16 protein-coding genes are annotated in these 17,608 nt (G+C 51.9%); 14 read left to right on the top strand and 2 right to left on the bottom strand.

Translation table 11 applies throughout. From position 1 onward, the window contains the following. Nucleotides 1-29 precede the first annotated feature (29 nt). A complete protein-coding gene (locus tag OGY18_RS13635) occupies nucleotides 30-1,070 on the bottom strand; it encodes an aldo/keto reductase (protein WP_003828364.1) in 1,041 nt (346 codons plus the stop codon). 155 nt (nucleotides 1,071-1,225) lie between these two features. On the opposite strand from OGY18_RS13635, the gene yghX reads away from it, so the two are divergent. The 11 genes from yghX (at nucleotide 1,226) to hybG (ending at nucleotide 11,093) form a co-directional block, all read left to right on the top strand. Beyond that, nucleotides 1,226-2,113: a YghX family hydrolase gene (gene yghX, locus OGY18_RS13630; protein ID WP_286553485.1), complete on the top strand. Its 888-nt coding sequence runs from the start codon at nucleotides 1,226-1,228 to the stop codon at nucleotides 2,111-2,113. Nucleotides 2,114-2,328: 215 nt separating this feature from the next. Further along, nucleotides 2,329-3,969, top strand: a complete 1,641-nt coding sequence (locus tag OGY18_RS13625) for a methyl-accepting chemotaxis protein (protein WP_286553355.1) — start codon at nucleotides 2,329-2,331, stop codon at nucleotides 3,967-3,969. A gap of 84 nt (nucleotides 3,970-4,053) precedes the next feature. Further along, nucleotides 4,054-4,341 (top strand): DUF2623 family protein, encoded by a 288-nt coding sequence (locus OGY18_RS13620; RefSeq protein ID WP_003024490.1) that lies wholly within the window; start codon nucleotides 4,054-4,056, stop codon nucleotides 4,339-4,341. A 188-nt stretch (nucleotides 4,342-4,529) separates the two neighbouring features. Then, nucleotides 4,530-5,648: a hydrogenase 2 small subunit gene (gene hybO / locus OGY18_RS13615; RefSeq protein WP_003024486.1), complete on the top strand. Its 1,119-nt coding sequence runs from the start codon at nucleotides 4,530-4,532 to the stop codon at nucleotides 5,646-5,648. A 2-nt stretch (nucleotides 5,649-5,650) separates the two neighbouring features. Then, entirely contained in the window at nucleotides 5,651-6,637 is a 987-nt protein-coding gene (hybA, locus tag OGY18_RS13610) for a hydrogenase 2 operon protein HybA (RefSeq protein WP_003828357.1), read from the top strand. Further along, nucleotides 6,627-7,805 carry a Ni/Fe-hydrogenase cytochrome b subunit gene (gene hybB / locus OGY18_RS13605; protein WP_003828354.1) on the top strand — a complete coding sequence of 393 codons (1,179 nt, stop codon included), beginning with the start codon at nucleotides 6,627-6,629 and terminating at the stop codon, nucleotides 7,803-7,805. Before hybA ends, hybB begins: the two co-directional genes overlap by 11 nt. After that, nucleotides 7,802-9,505, top strand: a complete 1,704-nt coding sequence (hybC, locus tag OGY18_RS13600) for a hydrogenase 2 large subunit (protein WP_003828353.1) — start codon at nucleotides 7,802-7,804, stop codon at nucleotides 9,503-9,505. Before hybB ends, hybC begins: the two co-directional genes overlap by 4 nt. Next, nucleotides 9,505-9,999 (top strand): HyaD/HybD family hydrogenase maturation endopeptidase, encoded by a 495-nt coding sequence (locus OGY18_RS13595; protein WP_032944999.1) that lies wholly within the window; start codon nucleotides 9,505-9,507, stop codon nucleotides 9,997-9,999. The genes hybC and OGY18_RS13595 overlap by 1 nt, the downstream gene beginning before the upstream one ends. Beyond that, nucleotides 9,992-10,480: a hydrogenase-2 assembly chaperone gene (hybE, locus tag OGY18_RS13590; protein WP_126317417.1), complete on the top strand. Its 489-nt coding sequence runs from the start codon at nucleotides 9,992-9,994 to the stop codon at nucleotides 10,478-10,480. Before OGY18_RS13595 ends, hybE begins: the two co-directional genes overlap by 8 nt. Further along, complete coding sequence (gene hypA / locus OGY18_RS13585; protein WP_003828349.1) at nucleotides 10,473-10,814, top strand: hydrogenase maturation nickel metallochaperone HypA; 342 nt, start codon at nucleotides 10,473-10,475, stop codon at nucleotides 10,812-10,814. The genes hybE and hypA overlap by 8 nt, the downstream gene beginning before the upstream one ends. A 30-nt stretch (nucleotides 10,815-10,844) precedes the next feature. Beyond that, nucleotides 10,845-11,093, top strand: a complete 249-nt coding sequence (gene hybG / locus OGY18_RS13580; protein ID WP_003024459.1) for a hydrogenase maturation factor HybG — start codon at nucleotides 10,845-10,847, stop codon at nucleotides 11,091-11,093. A gap of 94 nt (nucleotides 11,094-11,187) precedes the next feature. On the opposite strand, the gene yghU is transcribed toward hybG, so the two are convergent. Beyond that, nucleotides 11,188-12,054 carry a glutathione-dependent disulfide-bond oxidoreductase gene (yghU, locus tag OGY18_RS13575; protein WP_048225529.1) on the bottom strand — a complete coding sequence of 289 codons (867 nt, stop codon included), beginning with the start codon at nucleotides 12,052-12,054 and terminating at the stop codon, nucleotides 11,188-11,190. A gap of 218 nt (nucleotides 12,055-12,272) precedes the next feature. Between yghU and OGY18_RS13570 the strand changes: the two genes are divergently transcribed. The 3 genes from OGY18_RS13570 to tssB all read left to right on the top strand — a co-directional run bounded on the left by OGY18_RS13570 (nucleotide 12,273) and on the right by tssB (nucleotide 17,543). Then, the gene (locus tag OGY18_RS13570; RefSeq protein WP_126317418.1) at nucleotides 12,273-14,561 is read left to right on the top strand and encodes an FdhF/YdeP family oxidoreductase; all 2,289 of its coding nucleotides are present in this window, start codon (nucleotides 12,273-12,275) and stop codon (nucleotides 14,559-14,561) included. 153 nt (nucleotides 14,562-14,714) lie between these two features. Next, on the top strand, nucleotides 14,715-16,577 hold the full coding sequence (gss, locus tag OGY18_RS13565; protein ID WP_286553352.1) for a bifunctional glutathionylspermidine amidase/synthase: 1,863 nt from the start codon (nucleotides 14,715-14,717) through the stop codon (nucleotides 16,575-16,577). A 468-nt stretch (nucleotides 16,578-17,045) separates the two neighbouring features. Beyond that, nucleotides 17,046-17,543 (top strand): type VI secretion system contractile sheath small subunit, encoded by a 498-nt coding sequence (gene tssB / locus OGY18_RS13560; RefSeq protein WP_048225523.1) that lies wholly within the window; start codon nucleotides 17,046-17,048, stop codon nucleotides 17,541-17,543. Nucleotides 17,544-17,608 lie beyond the last annotated feature (65 nt).

The following is a 17,608-nucleotide window of genomic DNA, read 5'->3' as shown; positions in this document are numbered from 1 at the left end:
GCCGCCACCCGGCACGGTGTTACCTACAGTTATTTGTCAGATGAGGCCTGCCACAGGTTCAGCTTACCGTCCGTGACGTGCTTATCGATCTGCGCCAATTCTTCGGCGCTGAACGTCAGATTCGCCAGCGCCTGAACGTTCTCTTCCAGTTGCTCCGGTCGACTGGCGCCAATCAATACCGACGTTACCCTGTTGTCTTTTAGCAGCCAGCTTAAGGCCATTTGTGCCATCGACTGTCCACGCTGTTGCGCCATCTCATTAAGCAAACGCAGGCTGGTAAGGTTTTCTTCCGTCAGCATGTTTTCCGTTAACCCACGAACTTTTTTCCCTTCACGCTGCATGCGTGAACCTTCCGGAATACCGTTAAGGTATTTCCCCGTCAGCAGTCCCTGAGCCAGCGGCGTAAATGCGATGCAGCCCATACCGTTGGATTCCAGCGTATCCAGCAGGCCGCTGCTGTCTACCCAGCGGTTAAGCAGGTTGTAAGACGGCTGATGGATCAGCAATGGAATTTTCCATTCCCGCATCAGCTCGGCCATTTTCTGCGTACGTTCCGGGGAATAGGATGAGATGCCGACATACAGCGCTTTACCGCTTTGCACGGCGTGGGCCAGCGCCGAGGCGGTCTCTTCCATTGGCGTATTTTCGTCAACGCGGTGAGAGTAGAAGATATCGACATAGTCGAGACCCATGCGTTTCAGACTCTGGTCGAGGCTGGCGAGCAGGTATTTGCGCGAACCGCCAGAACCATATGGCCCAGGCCACATGTCATAGCCTGCCTTGGTGGAGATAATCAGTTCATCGCGATAGTGTGCAAAATCCTCGCGCAGCAATCGGCCAAAATTCTCTTCTGCGCTGCCTGGTGGCGGCCCATAGTTATTGGCTAAATCAAAATGCGTGATGCCTAAATCAAATGCTTTACGCAACAGGGCTCGCTGTGAATCCAGCGCCTGAACGTGCCCAAAACTGTGCCATAAACCCAGCGATAGCGCGGGTAAACGCAAACCGCTGCGCCCACAGTAGCGATAGAGCATCTGCTCGTAACGTTCAGGATTGGCAAACCAGGCCATGAGATCTCCTTAGTGCAGGTGAATTTCGAAACAACGTTTCTATTCTAGCGGGTTCACGGTGAATATCCCGTTCACCAGGTCACACTGAGATGAAAAACTGGGCAAAAACAGGTCACTGTGCTTTGCTTAAAAAAACATCAATCAGGAGTGCGACGATGCCGCGTTTGACTGCCAAAGATTTTCCGCAAGAACTGCTCGACTACTATGACTATTACGCGCATGGCAAAATAACGAAACGCGAGTTTCTCAATCTGGCAGCGAAATATGCAGTGGGTGGCATGACGGCGTTGGCCTTATTCAATTTATTGAAACCCAACTATGCCCTCGCAACGCAGGTAGAATTTACCGATCCCGATATTCTGGCGGAATATATTACCTATCCTTCGCCTGAAGGGCATGGTGATGTGCGGGGGTATTTAGTTAAACCTGCGAAGGTGACGGGGAATGTTCCGGCGGTGGTGGTAGTACATGAAAATCGTGGGCTGAATCCGTATATTGAAGATGTGGCGCGACGGGTGGCGAAGGCGGGCTTTATGGCACTCGCGCCTGATGGATTAAGTTCGGTAGGGGGATATCCAGGCAATGATGATAAAGGTCGGGAATTGCAGCAGCAGGTTGACCCCGTAAAGTTAATGAACGACTTTTTTGCCGCCATTGAATTTATGCAACATTATTCGGGGACCACGGGAAAGGTAGGTATCACCGGATTTTGCTACGGTGGTGGCGTATCGAATGCCGCCGCAGTGGCATTCCCGGAACTGGCCTGCGCGGTGCCTTTTTATGGGCGTCAGGTTCCTGCGTCAGATGTCCCTAAAATAAACGCGCCTTTATTACTGCACTATGCGCAATTAGATACCCGAATTAATGAGGGATGGCCTGCCTATGAAACGGCACTGAAGGCGAATAAGAAAGTCTATGAAGCCTATATCTATCCCGGCGTTAATCATGGCTTTCACAACGATTCGACCCCCCGTTATGATAAAGCTGCCGCTGATTTAGCCTGGGAACGTACTCTTGCGTGGTTTAACAAATATTTGCGATAGAAAACAATAGATTATTTAATGCTTATAACTAATTACCTGAATAATAATGCTACCGAATTTCATTAGCATTCATATTGATATAGTGTGGAGAGATAGTGGATGTACTTAAGAAAGTAAAAAAATAAAGAACGCATTATATCTTCTCTGTTGCCTGCCGATAACAAGGATAAGTATCGCCTGATGGCGAATTCCTCATCAACGGCAAGGAAATTATTATGCGTTTGCTGAAAAACTTCACTATTCGTATTGTCATGTTGGCAATACTGGGACTTTTTTGCCTGCTCTGGTCAGGCGTGGGTTTATTCAGTCTTCATTCGTTATCAAAAATATCTGAAGGCAATGATATTGACCGTCATCTTGTCCATCAGATGACGGTTCTCAGTCAGGGCAACGATCAGTACTTTCGCTTCGTAACGCGCTTAAGTCGCGCCATGGATGTCAAAATGAGCGGCGGAACGCCTGATTTTGCGCCGGCGCAACAGTCCCTTGAGAATATGAGCAAAAAACTCCAGGAGATGAAAACATTATCTCCGGGCCCTATGGACCCTGACGTCGCTAACGCAGTACTGACGAAGTGGCAGGCGCTGCTGGACAACGGCGTGATCCCGCAAATGCAGCTGGCGCAGCAGGGTACGCTTACGGCCTTTGCGGAGCATGCCAGCACTATTACACCCGCGTTGAGCCGTGAATTTGGCGCCAGTGCCGAGCGTTTTAACGCCACGGCAGGCGAGCGACTCGATACCACCCGCGTGATGGTCGATGGCAAAACGTCTATCATCCGGACGTTAATTATCACCGCCGTGATCCTTGGGATTGCCCTCCTTTTCTTTACCGACCGTTATCTTGTTTCCATGATGGTGAAACCGCTGGGACGTATTCGCCAGCAGTTCCAGCAGATTGCGCAGGGCGATCTCAGTCATCCAATTGAAGATTTTGGTCGGAACTGTGTGGGTCAACTGGTGCCGTTACTGTGCGCGATGCAGGACAGCCTGCGCGAAGCCGTCAGTACTATCCGTTCAGGTAGTGACAACATCTGGCGAGGGGCGACGGAAATTTCGACCGGCAATAACGATCTCTCCTCGCGTACTGAAGAGCAGGCTGCGGCGCTGGAAGAGACCGCTGCCAGCATGGAGCAGCTGACCGCAACGGTAAAACTGAACGCAGAAAATGCCCGTGAAGCCAGCCAGCTTGCCGATACGGCGACAGAAACGGCAGGTAAAGGGAGCACGCTGGTTTCGGAAGTGGTTGAGACGATGGACGGCATTGCCGCCAGTTCTAAACAGATCGCGGAAATCACGTCAGTTATTAATAGCATTGCTTTCCAGACCAACATTCTGGCGCTGAACGCGGCGGTTGAAGCAGCCAGGGCAGGCGAGCAGGGGCGCGGTTTTGCCGTCGTTGCCGGTGAAGTACGCAACCTTGCCAGTCGCAGCGCCGGGGCGGCGAAAGAGATTGAGACGCTGATTGGCGAGTCATCGCGTCGTGTTGATCAGGGTGCTCGTTTGGTTAAAGAAACAGGATTAACCATGGAGGCGATTCTGCGCGGCGCCACCGAAGTGACTGTCATCATGAAGCAAATTGCCTCTGCCTCGGAAGAACAGAATAAGGGTATCTCGCAGGTGAGCGTGGCGATCACGCAGATGGACAGCGTAACGCAACAGAATGCTGCGCTGGTAGAACAAGTTTCCGCCGCGGCAGTAGCGTTGGAACGACAAACAGAGGAGCTGCAACGCTCGGTGCAACAGTTCCGCCTTTCCGCTAATGATGTGCAATTCACAGCCAGCCAAACCGCTTCCTCTTCAGCAGACAGCAAAACGTCTGCGGCCGCTAAAACGGATGAGTGGGTGTCCTTTTAAGCCGTTATAAAAAGTTCGTGATACCTCTGGTCTTTGCTTAAAAAATCGCTATATAATTTATTATATAGCGATTGGAGGTTATGCATGGACAACCATTTTGGTAAAGGTCTGATGGCCGGATTAAACGCCTCAAGTGCGGATAGTGCACGCTCGGTGGCGAATTTTTGTGCGGATTATAAGCGTGGTTTTGTGCTGGGATTTTCACATCGAATGTTTGAAAAAACGGGCGATCGACAGCTCAGCGCGTGGGAAGCGGGGATCCTGACGCGCCGTTATGGGCTGGATAAAGAGATGGTGATGGATTTCTTTAAAGAGAACCAGTCCAGTACAACAATTCGCTTTTTCATGGCCGGCTATCGACTCGAAGCTTGATCCGAAAGGGGTATTATCTTGCTTTAATTAATTACACTATTGACCTACGCCTTCGTTTTGTTGCTCCGCCGAAGTATTATAATGCACATAACCATATAAAAAGTGTGGTAATGGCGCGCCGATCGCAATATGCAACATGCGAATGGTGCAAAATAAAAGCCAGGTCTTCGCAACGGAATAACTATAAAATGACTGGAGATAACTCTCTCATCAATTCGAGCGGCATTAATCGCCGTGATTTCATGAAGCTTTGTGCAGCACTGGCCGCTACCATGGGGCTCAGTAGCAAAGCCGCCGCAGAAATGGCCGAATCAGTTTCTCGTCCTCAGCGCCCACCGGTTATCTGGATTGGTGCTCAGGAGTGTACGGGTTGTACTGAATCGCTGCTTCGCGCGACACACCCTACAGTGGAAAACCTCGTTCTGGAGACAATCTCTCTGGAATACCATGAGGTGCTCTCTGCCGCCTTCGGCCATCAGGTTGAAGAGAACAAACATAACGCTCTGGAGAAGTACAAAGGGCAATATGTTCTGGTAGTGGATGGCTCTATCCCACTGAAAGATAATGGTATTTACTGCATGGTTGCCGGTGAGCCGATCGTGGATCACATCCGCCGGGCCGCAGAAGGCGCAGCCGCTATCATTGCCATCGGCTCTTGCGCCGCGTGGGGTGGTGTTGCTGCCGCTGGCGTTAACCCAACGGGTGCCGTCGGCCTGCAAGAAGTTCTGCCAGGTAAAACCATCATCAACATCCCCGGCTGTCCGCCGAACCCGCATAACTTCCTCGCAACGGTCGCGCATATCATCACTTATGGTAAGCCGCCGAAGCTGGATACCAAAAACCGTCCGACATTCGCCTATGGCCGTTTGATTCACGAACACTGCGAACGTCGCCCGCACTTCGATGCTGGTCGCTTTGCTAAAGAGTTTGGCGATGAAGGCCACCGTGAAGGTTGGTGCCTCTACCATCTGGGCTGTAAAGGACCAGAAACCTACGGCAACTGCTCAACGCTGCAATTCTGCGATGTGGGCGGCGTGTGGCCGGTGGCTATCGGTCACCCTTGCTACGGCTGTAACGAAGAAGGCGTCGGCTTCCATAAAGGTATTCACCAGCTTGCTCATGTGGAAAACCAAACACCACGTTCTGAGAAACCTGACGTCAACATGAAAGAAGGCGGCAATGTATCTGCCGGAGCGATTGGGCTGCTGGGCGGCGTAGTAGGACTGGTTGCCGGCGTCAGCGTGATGGCGGTTCGTGAACTGGGTCGTCAGCAGAAGAAAGATAACGCTGACTCACGGGGAGAATAACCGTGAACAGACGTAACTTTATTAAAGCAGCCTCCAGCGGGGCATTGCTGTTGGGCGCTGCGCCGTCCATCAGCCATGCGGCTGCAGAAAACCGTCCGCCGATCCCAGGTTCTCTTGGGATGCTCTATGACTCGACGCTGTGCGTAGGCTGCCAGGCCTGTGTCACAAAGTGTCAGGATATCAACTTCCCGGCGCGTAACCCGGAAGGCGAGCAAACCTGGTCGAACAACGACAAACTGTCGCCGTATACCAATAACATCATTCAGGTGTGGCGTAGCGGAACAGGCGTTAACAAAGACCAGGAAGAAAATGGCTACGCATACATCAAGAAACAGTGCATGCACTGTGTTGATCCGAACTGCGTTTCCGTTTGCCCGGTCTCCGCGCTGAAGAAAGATCCGAAAACCGGCATCGTCCATTATGACAAAGATGTCTGCACGGGCTGTCGTTACTGCATGGTCGCCTGCCCGTACAACGTGCCTAAGTACGACTACAACAACCCGTTTGGTGCGCTTCACAAATGTGAACTGTGTAACCAGAAAGGCGTTGAGCGTCTGGACAAAGGTGGTTTACCGGGTTGTGTTGAAGTGTGCCCTGCCGGTGCGGTGATTTTTGGTACGCGTGAAGAGCTGATGGCTGAGGCGAAAAAACGTCTCGCGCTGAAGCCTGGTAGCGAATACCACTATCCGCGTCAGACGGTGAAAGCAGGCGATACCTATCTGCATACGGTACCGAAGTACTACCCGCACCTGTACGGCGAGAAAGAAGGCGGTGGTACGCAGGTTATGGTACTGACGGGTGTTCCTTACGAGGATTTGGATCTGCCGAAGCTGGATGATCTTTCAACTGGTGCGCGTTCCGAACATGTTCAACATTCCCTGTACAAGGGCATGATATTACCCCTGGCTGCGCTGGCGGGCTTAACCGTGCTGGTTCGTCGTAACACGAAAAACGACCATCACGATGGAGGAGACGATCATGAGTCATGATCCTAAACCGCTGGGCGGAAAAATAATCAGCAAACCGGTCATTATTTTTGGGCCGCTTATCGTCCTGTGTATGCTCCTGATCGTGAAACGTCTGGTCTTCGGACTGGGCTCAGTCTCCGATCTGAACGGCGGTTTCCCATGGGGTGTATGGATCGCGTTTGACCTGTTGATTGGTACTGGCTTCGCGTGCGGCGGTTGGGCGCTGGCATGGGCGGTGTACGTTTTCAACAGAGGACAATACCATCCATTGGTTCGTCCGGCGCTGCTGGCGAGCCTGTTTGGCTACTCGCTGGGGGGGCTGTCGATCACCATTGACGTCGGTCGTTACTGGAACCTGCCGTATTTCTACATTCCGGGCCACTTCAACGTGAACTCGGTACTGTTCGAAACGGCGGTCTGTATGACCATCTATATCGGCATCATGGCGCTGGAATTTGCTCCGGCTCTGTTTGAACGTCTGGGGTGGAAAGTTTCCCTCAAACGTTTGAATAAAGTGATGTTCTTTATTATTGCCCTCGGCGCGCTGCTGCCAACCATGCACCAGTCTTCAATGGGTTCATTGATGATTTCTGCGGGTTATAAGGTGCATCCGCTATGGCAAGCTTATGAAATGCTGCCGCTTTTCTCGGTATTAACCGCCTTTATTATGGGCTTCTCGATCGTCATCTTTGAAGGCTCGTTGGTACAAGCCGGTCTGAAAGGTAACGGTCCGGACGAGAAAAGTTTGTTCATCAAGCTGACGAATACCATCAGCGTGCTGCTGGCGATTTTCGTCGTCCTGCGCTTTGGCGAACTGATCTATCGCGACAAGCTGTCCTATGCGTTCTCAGGCGATCTGTACTCCCTGATGTTCTGGCTTGAAGTCGTGCTGATGGTCTTCCCGCTGGTGGTGCTGCGCGTCACTAAGCTGCGTAATGACTCGCGTATGCTGTATCTGTCTGCGCTGAGCGCGTTGCTGGGTTGTGCAACATGGCGTCTGTCCTATTCGCTGGTGGCGTTCAATCCTGGTGGTGGCTACCACTACTTCCCGACCTGGGAAGAGCTGTTGATTTCTATTGGTTTTGTGGCTATTGAGATTTGTGCATACATCGTACTCATTCGTCTACTGCCGATACTTCCTCCTTTAAAACAAAACGATCAAAATCGTCATGAGGCGAGCAAAGCATGAGCCAGAGAATTACTATTGATCCGGTAACCCGTATTGAGGGTCATTTACGCATCGACTGCGAAATCGAAAATGGCGTGGTATCTAAAGCATGGGCTTCCGGTACCATGTGGCGTGGCATGGAAGAGATCGTGAAAAACCGCGATCCGCGCGATGCCTGGATGATTGTGCAGCGTATCTGTGGCGTTTGTACGACCACTCACGCTATCTCTTCCGTTCGTGCAGCAGAAAGTGCGCTGAATATTGATGTTCCGGTGAACGCACAGTATATCCGTAACATCATTCTGGCCGCGCACACCACGCATGACCACATTGTTCACTTCTATCAGTTGTCTGCGCTGGACTGGGTGGATATCACTTCTGCACTGAAAGCCGACCCAGCGAAAGCGTCTGCCATGCTGAACGGCGTGTCCTCCTGGCACCTGAACAGCGCAGAAGAGTTCACCAAGGTTCAGAACAAGATCAAAGATCTTGTTGCCAGCGGTCAGTTAGGCATTTTTGCTAACGGTTGCTGGGGTCACCCGGCAATGCAGCTGCCGCCGGAAGTGAACCTGATTGCGGTCGCACACTACCTGCAAGCGCTGGAATGCCAGCGTGATGCCAACCGCGTTGTGGCACTGTTAGGCGGTAAAACGCCGCACATCCAGAACCTGGCGGTAGGTGGGGTTGCTAACCCAATTAACCTTGACGGCCTCGGTGTGCTGAACCTTGAACGCCTGATGTACATCAAGTCCTTCATCGATAAGCTGAGCGACTTCGTTGAGCAGGTGTACAAGGTTGATACCGCGGTTATTGCTGCGTTCTATCCTGAGTGGCTGGAACGTGGTCAGGGTGCGGTTAACTACCTGAGTGCGCCGGAATTCCCGACAGACGGTAAAAACGGCAGCTTCCTGTTCCCGGGCGGTTATATCACCGATGCCGATCTTTCGACCTATCGTCCGATCACCTCTCACTCAGATGAGTACCTGATCAAAGGGATTCAGGAGAGTGCGAAACACGCGTGGTACAAAGACGAAGCGCCGCAGGCTCCGTGGGAAGGCACAACGGTTCCTGATTACACCGGTTGGTCAGACGACGGCAAATACTCCTGGGTTAAAGCGCCGACTTTCTACGGTAAAACGGTTGAAGTGGGTCCGCTGGCCAACATGCTGTGTAAACTGGCGGCCAAACGCGAGTCTACTCATGCCAAGCTGAATGAAATCATCGCGATTTACACCAAGCTGACCGGTAAAACTATCGAAGTGTCGCAGTTGCACTCTACGCTGGGCCGAATTATTGGCCGTACCGTTCACTGTTGTGAACTGCAGAACGTTCTGCAGGATCAGTACAACGCGCTGATTGTGAACATCGGTAAGGGCGACCACACCACCTTCGTGAAACCGGATATTCCGGCAACGGGCGAATTCAAAGGTGTTGGTTTCCTCGAAGCGCCACGCGGTATGCTGTCTCACTGGATGGTGATTAAAGACGGCATTATCAGCAACTACCAGGCGGTTGTACCGTCAACCTGGAACTCTGGCCCACGTAACTTTAATGATGAAGTGGGACCATATGAGCGCTCGCTGGTAGGTACGCCGATTGCCGATCCAAACAAACCGCTGGAAGTGGTTCGTACCATTCACTCCTTCGACCCTTGTATGTCATGTGCGGTGCATGTGGTGGACGTTGACGGGAACGAAGTGGTCTCAGTTAAGGTTCTGTAATGCGGATATTAGTCTTAGGGGTCGGCAATATTTTGCTGACCGACGAAGCCATCGGGGTACGTATCGTTGAGGCATTAGAGCAACGGTACATCCTGCCAGACTTTGTTGATGTTCTGGACGGTGGTACGGCTGGGATGGAGCTTCTTGGCGATATGGCGAACAGAGATCATCTGATCATTGCTGACGCCATTGTGTCGAAGAAAAACACGCCAGGAACGATGATGGTCCTGCGGGATGAAGAGATCCCGGCGCTGTTTACCAACAAAATCTCACCACACCAGCTTGGCCTGGCCGACGTATTGTCGGCCCTGCGTTTTACCGGCGAGTTTCCGAAAAAGCTGACCTTAGTCGGCGTTATTCCGGAATCGCTGGAGCCGCATATCGGGCTAACGCCAACGGTTGAAGCGATGATTGAACCGGCGCTGGAGCAGGTTCTTGCCGCGCTTCGCGAATCAGGCGTTGAAGCGATCCCTCGGGAGGCGGCTCATGTCTGAGGAGTTTGTCGGTTTTCAGACGGCCCCGAAGACGCAGATTCAGGCAGCGTTTGAAGAGGTTGCCCGGCGTTCGATGCACGATCTTTCTTTCTTGCATCCGAATATGCCGGTATATGTCTCTGATTTTACGTTGTTTGAAGGTCAGTGGACGGGGTGTGTTATCACACCCTGGATGCTCAGCGCACTGATTTTCCCCGGACCGGACCAGATCTGGCCGGTGCGTAAAGTCAGCGAAAAAATCGGGCTGCGTCTGCCGTATGGCGAGATGACCTTTACCGTTGGTGAACTGGATGGCGTATCGCAATACCTTTCCTGTTCACTGATGTCGCCGCTTTCGCACAATATGTCGGCGCAAGAGGGTGTGCGTCTGACTGACGATTGCGCGCGAATGTTGTTATCGCTGCCGGTGAGCGATCCGAATGCGCCGCAGCTAAATCGTCGCGCGCTACTGCTGGGTCGTCGGAACTGCGAAAATGCATGAGCTGTCCCTTTGTCAGAGCGCGGTTGAGATTGTTCAACAGCAGGCAGAGCAGCACGGTGTCAAACGTGTAACCGGCGTTTGGCTGGAAATCGGAGCGCTCTCGTGCGTTGAAGAGAGCGCCGTCCGTTTCAGTTTCGACATCGTCTGTCAGGGCACGCTGGCGCAAGGGTGTGAGCTGCATATTGATTACAAACCAGCCCAGGCATGGTGCTGGGATTGCAGTCAGGTTGTGGAAATCACCCAGCATGATGCGCAGTGTCCACTATGTCAGGGCGATCGTCTGCGGGTTGATGCAGGCGATTCACTGAAAGTGAAAAGTATTGAAGTCGAATAACCCATAGGTTGCTATGGGGCGGAGTCAGATATGTGTATTGGAGTCCCTGGTCAGGTTCTGGCCGTTGGTGAAGATATTCACCAGCTTGCGCAGGTTGAAGTGTGCGGCATCAAACGTGATGTCAATATTGCCCTGATTTGTGAAGGTGATACCGCTGAGCTGGTAGGGCAATGGGTGCTGGTGCACGTAGGGTTCGCCATGAGCATCATTGATGAAGATGAAGCTAAAGCCACGTTAGACGCACTTCGCCGCATGGAGTACGACGTCACCAGCGCGTGACAACCGGTTAGTGCCTGATGGCGTTGCGCTTATCAGGCCTACGCCTTCGATGTAGGCCGGATAAGGCATTTATGCCGCCATCCGGCATCTTGTGTTAGCCCTGGCGCTTATCTTCGGTATTGGTGTCGAAATCGCTGGCGTCATGACGTTCATGAAGCTGCTCGTTCAGCGGCCCGTTAGTGCGGTTTACAATACGACCTCGCTTAACTGCCGGACGCGCGGCAACCTCTTTTGCCCAGCGCTGCACGTGCTTGTAACTTCCTGCATCGAGGAACTCTGCCGCGTCGTACACGTTACCCAGCACCACATTGCCAAACCATGGCCAGACCGCCATATCGGCAATGGTGTATTCATCTCCTGCCACAAACTGATGCTGTGCTAACTGCTTATCCAGTACGTCGAGTAAGCGTTTGGCTTCCATGGTGAAGCGGTTAATAGCGTACTCAATTTTTACCGGCGCATAGTTATAGAAGTGACCAAAACCACCGCCGAGGAACGGCGCCGCACCCTGTAACCAGAACAACCAGTTCAGCGTTTCAGTACGTTTTGCCAAATCCTGCGGCAGGAAATAACCGTATTTTTCCGCCAGATAGAGCAGAATTGCGCCAGATTCGAATACGCGAACCGGTGGGTTTTGCGAATGGTCACGCAGCGCCGGGATCTTCGAGTTCGGATTCACCTCAACAAAGCCGCTGGAAAACTGATCGCCATCGCCGATGCGGATAATCCAGGCATCGTATTCCGCACCCTTCACGCCCTGTGCCAGTAACTCCTCCAGCATAATCGTCACTTTCTGCCCATTTGGCGTACCCAGCGAATAGAGCTGTAGCGGATGCTTGCCAACCGGCAGCGTCTTCTCGTGGGTGGCGCCGGAAATCGGGCGGTTGATATTGGCGAATGCGCCGCCGTTCGACTTTTCCCACGTCCAGACTTTCGCGGGCTGATAGGTATTGTCTGACATATTGACCTGCCTTCTGAGTGGTTGTGTTGATGCAGTGTAGCAGTTAGGTAGAACTCAATTTAACAGATTGGGACTTTATGTCGCTTTGTGCTGAAAGGGGAAGATAAATCTAACCCGTTCATTGTACCTGGCCCGTACTCCATGAAGAGGAAATCAATGTTGGACGGAAATTGCTACCGTATTCGCCATCAAAAATTGGCGGTGAATAAGCAGTAATAATGAAAAATGGTGTTCCAGGAGTAAGCGGTTATCAGGGCCCTGCGGGTGGGTGGGGTGCGGTAAAAGCCGTCACTGCTTCGGTGTTTTCGCAAAAGGCTGTCGCGCGCGACATTATCGCGATGTTCAAAATGAACCAGGTGAAAGGGTTCGATTGTCCGGGGTGTGCGTGGCCGGACCCCGGGCATCGTGCGCCAATGGAGCTGTGCGAAAATGGCGTTAAGGCGGTTTCCTGGGAGACAACCAGTAAGAAAGCGTCACCGGAATTTTTCAGCCGTCACCCGGTTTCCACACTCTGGCACTACAGCGATTATGAACTGGAAAACATTGGTCGTTTGACGCATCCAATGAAATACGATGCAGTGTCAGACACCTGGCAGGCGGTAGATTGGGATTTCGCCTTTCGGGAGATCGGCGAGCGTCTGCGCAGCTATGACTCAGCACAACAGGTTGAATTTTACACCTCCGGCAGAACGTCAAATGAGGCGGCGTTCCTGTATCAGCTGTTTGCCCGCGAATATGGTAGCAGCAACTTTCCTGATTGCTCCAACATGTGCCACGGACCGACCAGCGCAGGGCTAACGCCGGCCATTGGTCTTGGGAAAGGGACCGTTGAACTTGATGATTTCGACCACTGCGATCTGGTGATTTGTATCGGGCATAACCCTGGTACTAACCATCCACGCATGCTGACCACCTTGCGCGACGTTGCCAAACGAGGAGCCAAAATTATCTCCATCAACCCGCTGAACGAAAGGGGGCTTGAGCGCTTTAGCTTCCCGCAAAGCGCGAAAGAGATGTTCACCGGTCAGGCGACGGAGCTGAGCAACGACTACTACCAGGTAAAAATGGGCGGGGACGCCTCGTTGCTCAAAGGCATAATGAAGGCGCTAATCGAAATGGACGAAGCGCGGATCCTACTGGATCAGCAGCCGACGCTCGATCATGCGTTTATCGACCAACATACCGCGGGATATGCAGCGCTGTATGACGACTTACGTCAGCATAACTGGGCTGAGCTGGAACAGGACTCGGGCCTGACGCGCAGTCAGATGGAAGATCTGGCGCACAGCTACAGTAAATCCAGCGCCACGATTGTTTGTTATGGTCTGGGCATCACTCAGCATAAAAACGGCACCGAGAACGTCCAGCAGCTGGTAAATCTGTTGCTGCTGAAAGGCAATATGGGTAAGCCGGGGGCGGGGATCTGCCCGTTACGCGGTCATTCTAACGTGCAGGGCGATCGTTCTGTAGGGATCAACGAAGCGGCGTCCGAAGACTTCCTGCAACGCCTTGAGAAGCATTTTTCTATCCGTGTTCCGCGCAAACATGGCCGCTCCAGCGTGGAGAGTATTCGGGCCATCGAGCGGGGAGATGCAAAAGCGCTCATCTGCATGGGCGGCAATCTGGCGGTAGCGATGCCCCAGCCGCAGCGTACCTTTGCGGCGATGAAAAATCTGGATCTGCAGGTCCATGTGGCGACCAAACTGAACAGATCTCATCTGCTGCTGGCAAAGCATAACTACCTGCTACCTGCATTAGGCCGAACGGAGCGCGACATGCAGGCGACGGGGATCCAGTCGGTGACCGTCGAAGATTCTATGTCGATGGTTCACGCTTCCTGCGGCGCGCTGAAGCCGGCTTCCCGCTGGCTAAAATCGGAGCCCGCGATTGTGGCGGGCATGGCGCGTGCCACGCTACCGCGTTCACCGATCAACTGGGAAGCATTTACCGGGGACTACGCGTTGATCCGTGACGCCATTGAAGCCGTGATCCCGGCGTTCCACGATTACAACGCACGTATTGCCGAGCCGGGCGGATTTCGTATGGATACGCCTGCTTCGCGCCGTGAATGGCAAACGGCGAATGGCAAAGCCAACTTTATCGTCAGTAATCAGCGGGCGGTGGAGCGGGAACATCAGCCTGCCGATGCGCTGGTGCTGGCGACGTTGCGTAGCCACGATCAGTACAACACCACGATTTATGGTATGAACGATCGCTATCGTGGCATTACCGGTCGTCGGGATGTGGTGTTTTTAAGCGCCGAAGAAGCAACGAGCCGCGGTCTGAGCCAGGGTGATGTGGTCAACGTTCAGGCGCTGGACGACAACGGTCAGCCCTGCGCGGATCGCATCATGTACGGCTTAACGGTGGTGATTTACAACATGGCGGCTGGCTCAATTGGCGCTTATCTGCCTGAAGCGAATGTCCTGCTTTCGCTGGATGCAGTAGATACACAAAGTTTGACTCCGGCGTATAAAAGCGTACCGGTCACCCTGACCAAAGCGTAGTTCCTGCTGTGAATTTTTCGCCTCTGAGCGCCAGCCGCTGCGTTGAGGTGTATGATGATGTCGACCTCTGTCCGGTTAGTGTCGCAGAGCAGGCAACCAGAGCGAAAAATTCACGCCAACCTGCTCAGGCTGTATTGTTTTGAGGTAAGGTGCATGAGCAAAGGAACGACCAGTCAGGATGCCCCATTCGGGACATTATTGGGCTACGCCCCAGGTGGCGTAGCAATCTACTCTTCAGATTACAGCTCCCTCGACCCACGGGACTACGACGATGATGCGGCATTTCGCAGCTATATTGACGATGAATACATGGGCCACAAATGGCAGTGCGTAGAGTTCGCACGCCGCTTTCTCTTCCTTAACTATGGCGTGGTCTTCACCGATGTTGGCATGGCCTGGGAGATCTTCTCCTTACGCTTCCTGCGCGAAGTCGTGAATGACAACATCCTACCGTTACAGGCATTTCCGAATGGTTCGCCCCGCGCGCCGGTCGCAGGCGCTCTGCTTATCTGGCAAAAAGGCGGCGAATTTAAAGATACCGGGCATGTGGCGGTTGTCACCCAGTTGCTGGAAAACAAAATCCGTATTGCCGAACAGAACGTGCTCCATACCCCGCTACCTCCCGGTCAGCAGTGGACTCGCGAACTGGAGATGGTGGTTGAAAACGGTTGTTATACCCTGCGTGATACCTTTGACGACACCACTATCCTTGGTTGGATGATTCAGACTGATGATACCCGTTACAGCTTGCCGCAGCCGGAGATCGCCAATGATTCGCTGAAAATCAGCGGTGCGCGACTGGAAGATAATGGGCAGTTTGACGGCAAATGGCTGGATGAACAGGATCCGCTGCAAAAAGCCTACGTGCTGGCGAATGGGCATGTGATTAATCAGGACCCTCATCAGTACTTCACCATTACCGAGAGCGCCGAGCAGGAGCTGATTAAAGCCACCAACGAGCTGCACCTGATGTATCTGCACGCGACTGACAAAGTGCTGAAAGACGACAACCTGCTGGCGCTGTTTGATATTCCGAAAATCCTCTGGCCGCGCCTGCGCCTTTCCTGGCAGCGTCGTCGGCATCATATGATTACGGGTCGTATGGATTTCTGTATGGATGAACGCGGGCTGAAGGTGTATGAGTACAACGCTGATTCCGCATCGTGCCATACCGAAGCCGGTTTGATCCTCGAAAGATGGGCCGAACGGGGCTACACAGGGCAGGGACACAACCCGGCTGAAGGGTTGATCAACGAACTGGCGGGGGCCTGGAAGCACAGCCGCGCACGTCCGTTTGTCCACATCATGCAGGATAAGGATATCGAAGAAAACTATCACGCGCAGTTTATGCAGCAGGCGCTGCGTCAGGCCGGGTTTGACAGCAAAATTCTGCGAGGTCTGGATGAACTGCGCTGGGATGACGCCGGTCAATTGATTGACGGGGACGGCCGTCTGGTGAACTGCGTCTGGAAGACCTGGGCGTGGGAAACCGCGATTGAGCAGGTGCGTGAGGTTAGCGAAACGGAGTACGCCGCGGTGCCAATTCGTACCGGGCATACGAATCAGGAAGTGCGTTTAATCGACGTGCTGCTGCGCCCGGAAGTGCTGGTCTTCGAACCTCTGTGGACGGTTATCCCTGGCAACAAAGCGATTCTGCCGATCCTCTGGCAACTGTTCCCGCACCACCGTTATCTGCTAGATACGGATTTCACTGTTAATGAAGAGCTGGCGCAAACCGGTTATGCGGTGAAACCTATTGCAGGACGTTGTGGCAGCAACATCGATCTGGTGAGTCATCAGGAAGAGCTACTGGATAAAACCAGCGGTAAGTTTGCCGAGCAGAAGAACATTTATCAGCAGCTTTGGTGTCTGCCAAAAGTTGCCGGTAAATATATCCAGGTTTGTACCTTTACCGTAGGTGGTAACTACGGCGGTACCTGCCTGCGTGGTGACGAGTCGCTGGTGATTAAAAAAGAGAGCGATATTGAACCACTGATTGTGGTGAAGGAAGACTAATCTTTCTGCTCGCTCACGAGTGAGATATGAAAAACCGGAGTATCTCTCCGGTTTTTTTATTTATGATTAGATTGATAGTACTTATATTTAAATGAGTGTCTATATTTATATAAACGACAGAAAATATTCTCATGGTAAATGATTATTTAATGATTGATGCATTCGTTAAATGAATGCATCAATCATTAAATAAATATTTTTGTTTGTATTAGATAAATATTTTCTTGATTGTTATTTTAAATATAAAAACATAATGTGTTATTCGATTAATTAATGACATTGATCATGTTTTTACCTATGGAATATATCGGATTGCATTAGCGTGATAATTATAATAGTTAATTGTCATCAACAGCCATTGTTAACTGCCTGCAGAAATGACGTTGTAAGAAACATGTTGAGCGATTGGAACGTGCTCCATTAGGAAACGCAAAATACCGGCAGGAGTCGCCGGTCTGAGAGGGACGTATGGGTGACAGTTTTCAGAATGAAGTGCCGACGGCACGCGTTAATATTAAGTTAGATTTACACACTGGAGGCGTTCAAAAGAAAGTTGAATTGCCTTTAAAACTACTGACTGTCGGTGATTTCAGTAATGGCAGAGAGCAGCGACCATTATCTGAGCGTGAAAAGATAGATATTAATAAAAATAATTTTAACGATGTGTTGGCCAAGTTTTCACCAGTGGTTAATTTAAGTGTTAAAAATACGTTAGCTGATGATGACAGAAAGGACGATATTAACCTTACCTTTAAGAATATCCGCGATTTTGAACCTGAGCAGGTCGCACGAAATATCCCACAATTACGTGTTCTGTTGGCTATGCGTAACTTACTACGTGACCTGAAATCTAACTTACTCGATAACGCTGCTTTTCGTCGCGAGCTGGAAACAATCCTTAAGGATCCAGCCCTGAGTCAGGAATTGCGTAATGAGCTGGCAACTATGATGCCAGAAGAGATTTAACGCTCTACAGGGTTTCCTCCGCTAAATCGGCAGGAATAGTAAAGGAACATAAAAGGAATATGTTG

It is taken from the genome of Citrobacter sp. Cpo142 (assembly GCF_030332425.1).
GTDB lineage: Bacteria > Pseudomonadota > Gammaproteobacteria > Enterobacterales > Enterobacteriaceae > Citrobacter > Citrobacter portucalensis.
The sequence above is the reverse complement of the archived record's forward strand: the minus strand, read 5'-3'. Positions and strand labels throughout refer to the sequence as shown.

Bases quoted from the DNA above. Each gene is read 5' to 3' on its own strand.
- OGY18_RS13635 (WP_003828364.1), bottom strand. From the start codon at position 1,070: ATGGCCTGGTTTGCCAATCCTGAACGTTACGAGCAGATGCTCTATCGC.
- yghX (WP_286553485.1), top strand. From the start codon at position 1,226: ATGCCGCGTTTGACTGCCAAAGATTTTCCGCAAGAACTGCTCGACTAC.
- OGY18_RS13625 (WP_286553355.1), top strand. From the start codon at position 2,329: ATGCGTTTGCTGAAAAACTTCACTATTCGTATTGTCATGTTGGCAATA.
- OGY18_RS13620 (WP_003024490.1), top strand. From the start codon at position 4,054: ATGGACAACCATTTTGGTAAAGGTCTGATGGCCGGATTAAACGCCTCA.
- hybO (WP_003024486.1), top strand. From the start codon at position 4,530: ATGACTGGAGATAACTCTCTCATCAATTCGAGCGGCATTAATCGCCGT.
- hybB (WP_003828354.1), top strand. From the start codon at position 6,627: ATGAGTCATGATCCTAAACCGCTGGGCGGAAAAATAATCAGCAAACCG.
- hybC (WP_003828353.1), top strand. From the start codon at position 7,802: ATGAGCCAGAGAATTACTATTGATCCGGTAACCCGTATTGAGGGTCAT.
- OGY18_RS13595 (WP_032944999.1), top strand. From the start codon at position 9,505: ATGCGGATATTAGTCTTAGGGGTCGGCAATATTTTGCTGACCGACGAA.
- hybE (WP_126317417.1), top strand. From the start codon at position 9,992: ATGTCTGAGGAGTTTGTCGGTTTTCAGACGGCCCCGAAGACGCAGATT.
- hypA (WP_003828349.1), top strand. From the start codon at position 10,473: ATGCATGAGCTGTCCCTTTGTCAGAGCGCGGTTGAGATTGTTCAACAG.
- hybG (WP_003024459.1), top strand. From the start codon at position 10,845: ATGTGTATTGGAGTCCCTGGTCAGGTTCTGGCCGTTGGTGAAGATATT.
- yghU (WP_048225529.1), bottom strand. From the start codon at position 12,054: ATGTCAGACAATACCTATCAGCCCGCGAAAGTCTGGACGTGGGAAAAG.
- OGY18_RS13570 (WP_126317418.1), top strand. From the start codon at position 12,273: ATGAAAAATGGTGTTCCAGGAGTAAGCGGTTATCAGGGCCCTGCGGGT.
- gss (WP_286553352.1), top strand. From the start codon at position 14,715: ATGAGCAAAGGAACGACCAGTCAGGATGCCCCATTCGGGACATTATTG.
- tssB (WP_048225523.1), top strand. From the start codon at position 17,046: ATGGGTGACAGTTTTCAGAATGAAGTGCCGACGGCACGCGTTAATATT.